This is a genomic window from Microcystis sp. LE19-8.1F (assembly GCF_027531715.1).
Taxonomy (GTDB): Bacteria; Cyanobacteriota; Cyanobacteriia; order Cyanobacteriales; family Microcystaceae; genus Microcystis; species Microcystis wesenbergii_A.
Genome location: NZ_JAPZSO010000016.1, coordinates 1 through 4,174, shown reverse-complemented (window position 1 = coordinate 4,174; position 4,174 = coordinate 1). Strand labels below are relative to the sequence as shown.

Genomic DNA, 4,174 nt, shown 5'->3' with positions numbered 1-4,174 from the left:
TGGCTTGTAAACAGGCCTGATAGAATGATGGTAACATATTGAAATTTTGGGTGGTTGTCTCAACCACTCTATTTCTTTTGGGTTCATTTGGCTAGAGTCTTTATCTTGATTACCTTTGAACCCCTTTGTCACCCCTTGAGCCCATTTACACTGTCTTTAAAAACCCATAAGTTAAGTGGTAATTTAGAAGAGTTATGGTCTTGTACTGTAGCTTACGATTGTCGAATTATTTTTAGTTTTTCGGAAGATGGAGAATATTTAGAAGTTATCATCTTGTTAATTGATATTGGTAGTCACGATCAGGTGTATAGAAAATAGGATATACTGGAAAGCGATCCGGCGGGTTTCTGCGTTGCGGTACACATATATTTAGAATAATATCAATTTTTTCTAATCGTTAGGATTTCTTTTAAGATAAGATTTAAAGACAGGATTAATAGGAAAATAGGACGAGGTTTCTGATGGTAATTTATCCAGTAAACAGCGTCTCATTAATGACTGAATAGCTGCCCAAAATTCAGAAGTAGATAAGTCAAGATTAGCAGTTTTGGGAAACTTTTCTACCGCTTCAGTTTGATTAGCTAACCAGTGCATCACCTTTTTTTCTGTTGCGGATAAACGCTGTAAATGACATTCGATCGAGTCTTCTATATCCCCTAAATAAATTTCATTTTTCATTTGTTCTAAAAATAAGGATACTTCTCCATCAAATAGTTCAATAATGGTTGAGGAGATAATATTTAACCAGTTAGGATGACCTTGATAAAGTTCGCTCAGTTCTGTCCATTTCTCCTCACTTTTTAAACCGTATTCTTTGAAGATTTCTTCAAATTCTGTTGTTAAACCTTGCAGGTATAAAGTTTTAATTTTATCTGATTTTAAGGTGACAAAATCTCTGGGAAGTTCCCAACTAATTAAAATCAAGCAACTTTGATGAGATGTGGTAGCAATTTGCTGAAAAAATTTATGATAATCCTGACAGTCGTTTAAATATTTACCTGCTAATTCCCCCAGTTTAAAAATATTCTGCACATCATCAAGAATAATTAAACAACGATAGGAGCTTAGATAATCTATTATATCAGGTAAGGGGGTTGATAGAGATTGGTTGAAAAACTGTTTTAGATCATCTTTGAGAGCGATTAATTGAGGAATATTTTCCAGACTGCGGTAAATAATATAATCAAATTGTCGGGCAACTTCTGAAATTAATTTAAGGGTTAAAGCTGTTTTTCCGATTCCACTTAACCCATAAATAGTAATTAATCGAGTTTTATTATCTAGCCATTCTTTTAAGGTTGATATTTCTAACTTACGTCCATAGTTATACCTTAATTCAGGAGCTTTTGTTAGGTTAATTATTGGGTATAGATGATCATTATCTGGAAAATTTGAAGACTTTTTTAAGTTGTTTTCTGAATAGGGGTTATTTTCTCTACAGATGTTTATATGGTTATTGCCGATATTATTACAATGATAGTTAACAAAGTGATAAATAGTAGATGAAGCTTTATTTTCTAAAATAGAACGAACATTAGACTTTTTTATATCTTCTTCAAAAACATCTGATAACAGTTGCCATAACTTCCATGCTTCTTTTTTTATATGGTCATAACTGCGCTGATTATTTTCGGCAATTTTTTCATAATCTTGATGTTCCCAAATACCCTGTAAGATGGATTCTTGCAATGAATCAAGATGTTTACCAGTTTTCTCTAATACCTGTTTATCTGTCCATTCTAAAAGGGTTTGAATATCCATATAAGTAAGCAATAGAACATTTGTATTGCTGGTTGGGATAAGGGAACATATTTTAGGTTTCTTGTTTTTTTATCAGACTAATAATCATTTTACTTTACTCTTGCAAAATATCAACTATTATTTTATCTCTTTTTGCTCACCTCATCCTATCCGTCCAGATAGGAGAAGATAAGTTTCTAATTTATTAATTGAACCCTGCGCTATATTTAAAAATCTGACATATTCGCTACGAACTACCACGGACTGATGACAACTTTCTGTTAAAACACACCAAGTTGTAATTAGAGGTTGAGAAGAATACTGTGCTAAGGTTTGCTGTGCTATTAGATGATATTGATCTTTATTGTTAAATAAAGCCACCCAGAACCCAGTATCAACGATGATCATATTTAGCTTTTAATCCTTCTTTGAGAACGGATTTATAATTAGTAGAAAGGTCTGATTCTGCACTAATACAACCGATTAACCCAGATTCTTTTAAAATGTCTAGGGTACTTTGAGCTTGAGGGTTTATTTTTGCTGCAATCTCTGGCTTTTTTGCTAAAGAATAGCGTTTTTTAAATAACTCAATAAAATCAATCAGTAAGTTTTGTGCTTCTTCAGGTAATTGGTTAATATCTTGTTGAATTTGTTCTAAGTTAATCATTAATTTTCCTCTGTTAAGGTTTTTAAATAGGCTGCTAATCTTTAAGCGACTGTTTCTGACATTTAAACCTCCTGATTTGTTTCCGACTGTCACCTGTTACTTAATCGATTAATATCAATTCCAATGCTTGATTAATAATTTTATTTTTATCGATCATAGCTTCAATTTCTTCTGGTTGATATATACCCTCAAAAGCTTCTAATGCCGCTTGTCTTAAAGCGGAAGAATAAGCATCATCTAAGGTTTCTTTTAATTCTTCTGATGTTAGATAATTTCCTCCAGTTTTACGTCGTTGATTAATGCGTTGAATCTGTCGAACAGAATTAGAAATAGAGGTTTCCCATGAGCGGGTACTGCGTTTTTCTGCTTGCTGCTTAATCAGATGTAATAGGACAATAATACTAAAGCTAAAAATCTTATTGAGCTTATCATCCTTACTCATTTCTGTCATTTCCTCTACCAAGATCAAGGCATCGGGAACATTGCCAGCTATTAATAGATTTTTTAACTCTAATAATTCTTCCATTTTTTGCTTTTTTTTACTGGTTAACCTCTTGATTTAGTAATTTGTTCCGCATTTAAATTAACCCAAGTTGCTAGTTATAAGCTTCGCTAGTTCGATCCCCCTAAATCCCCCTTAAAAAGGGGGACTTTGAGTCTGTTTCCCTCCTTAAAAAGGGGGACTTTGAGTCTGGTTCCTTCCTTAAAAAGGGGGACTTTGAGTCTGTTTCCCTCCTTAAAAAGGGAGACTTTGAGTCTGGTTCCTTCCTTAAAAAGGGGGACTTTGAGTCTGGTTCCTTCCTTTTCAAGGGGGGCTAGGGGGGATCGAACCTAGAAATCAAATTTAGCCTTGTTTTATGATCCTTGCCCTCCTTTTTACCACTAAATCCCACTTTATCCCACAAAAATTATTATATCAGAAAATCCAAAATGGCCACAAATTCCCACAGACAAAACCAAAGTGAACATCTAGATTGTAAGAATCACTTAGTTTTTTGGAGTCTTATCAGGTTATGAACAAGATACTAGCTAATTGTATCAGCTTAGGGATCGGATTGGGTGCGATCGGGGTGGCTTTCCAGGCACAAGCCGCCTCTTTTCAGGGGTTAGGAGACTTACCTGGTGGTATTTTCGGGAGCGCAGCCTATGGAGTATCAGCTGATGGGTCTGTTGTGGTTGGTAGAAGTGAAACTGCTAATGGTACAGATCTTAATAGTGAGGCATTCCGTTGGACACAAGCAACGGGGATGGTCGGACTAGGGTACTTACCAGCGCCACCTTGTCTGCCAGGGGGGGAGATTCCAATTTGCCCAAAGCAGATAAAATATAGCAGTGCTTCAGGAGTATCAGCTGATGGGTCTGTTGTGGTTGGTTCAGGCTCTCTTTATAGCGCTGGTGATACGGCATTCCGTTGGACACAAGCAGGGGGAATGGTCGTACTAGAGGACTTACCTGGTACCAGACCTGGCGATGTCCCCAGTGTAAAAGTATCAGCCGATGGGTCTGTTGTAGTTAGTGGGGGATACCGTTGGACACAAGCAACGGGGGCGGTCGGACTGGGGTCCTTACTAGTAGGAGACTATAGCAAGGCTAATGGAGTATCAGCCGATGGGTCTGTTGTAGTTGTTGACACTCCCCGCGCTAAAGCGACGGGGATTCTTGGTTCAAAGAGATTACTTGCTTAGACAGAATCGCTTCTGAAAAAGTAGAGGTATTCTCTCCCCAAGCGTTTATCGGATCTAGCCCGAAAGTTCCCGTATGCCCTAC

General features: G+C 36.6%; 4 protein-coding genes and 2 pseudogenes. 2 read left to right on the top strand and 4 right to left on the bottom strand.

The annotated features are described in order from the left end of the window. Positions 1-141: 141 nt before the first annotated feature. Positions 142-318: pseudogene (locus O9334_RS02095) on the top strand (type II toxin-antitoxin system RelE/ParE family toxin); the annotation flags it as partial. A gap of 72 nt (positions 319-390) precedes the next feature. Here O9334_RS02095 and O9334_RS02090 read toward each other — a convergent pair. The 4 genes and pseudogenes from O9334_RS02090 to O9334_RS02075 form a co-directional block, all read right to left on the bottom strand. Beyond that, positions 391-1,761 carry a helix-turn-helix domain-containing protein gene (locus O9334_RS02090; RefSeq protein ID WP_287998968.1) on the bottom strand — a complete coding sequence of 457 codons (1,371 nt, stop codon included), beginning with the start codon at positions 1,759-1,761 and terminating at the stop codon, positions 391-393. A 246-nt stretch (positions 1,762-2,007) separates the two neighbouring features. Further along, positions 2,008-2,148: pseudogene (locus O9334_RS02085) on the bottom strand (type II toxin-antitoxin system VapC family toxin); the annotation flags it as partial. Then, positions 2,135-2,407, bottom strand: a complete 273-nt coding sequence (locus O9334_RS02080) for a DUF2281 domain-containing protein (RefSeq protein WP_287998967.1) — start codon at positions 2,405-2,407, stop codon at positions 2,135-2,137. The gene O9334_RS02080 and the pseudogene O9334_RS02085, both read right to left, overlap by 14 nt. A 100-nt stretch (positions 2,408-2,507) precedes the next feature. Further along, the gene (locus tag O9334_RS02075) at positions 2,508-2,933 is read right to left on the bottom strand and encodes a DUF29 family protein (RefSeq protein ID WP_287998965.1); all 426 of its coding nucleotides are present in this window, start codon (positions 2,931-2,933) and stop codon (positions 2,508-2,510) included. Between the two features lie 487 nt (positions 2,934-3,420). Between O9334_RS02075 and O9334_RS02070 the strand changes: the two genes are divergently transcribed. After that, a complete protein-coding gene (locus tag O9334_RS02070) occupies positions 3,421-4,092 on the top strand; it encodes a hypothetical protein (protein WP_190381537.1) in 672 nt (223 codons plus the stop codon). The last annotated feature ends 82 nt before the right edge of the window (positions 4,093-4,174 follow it).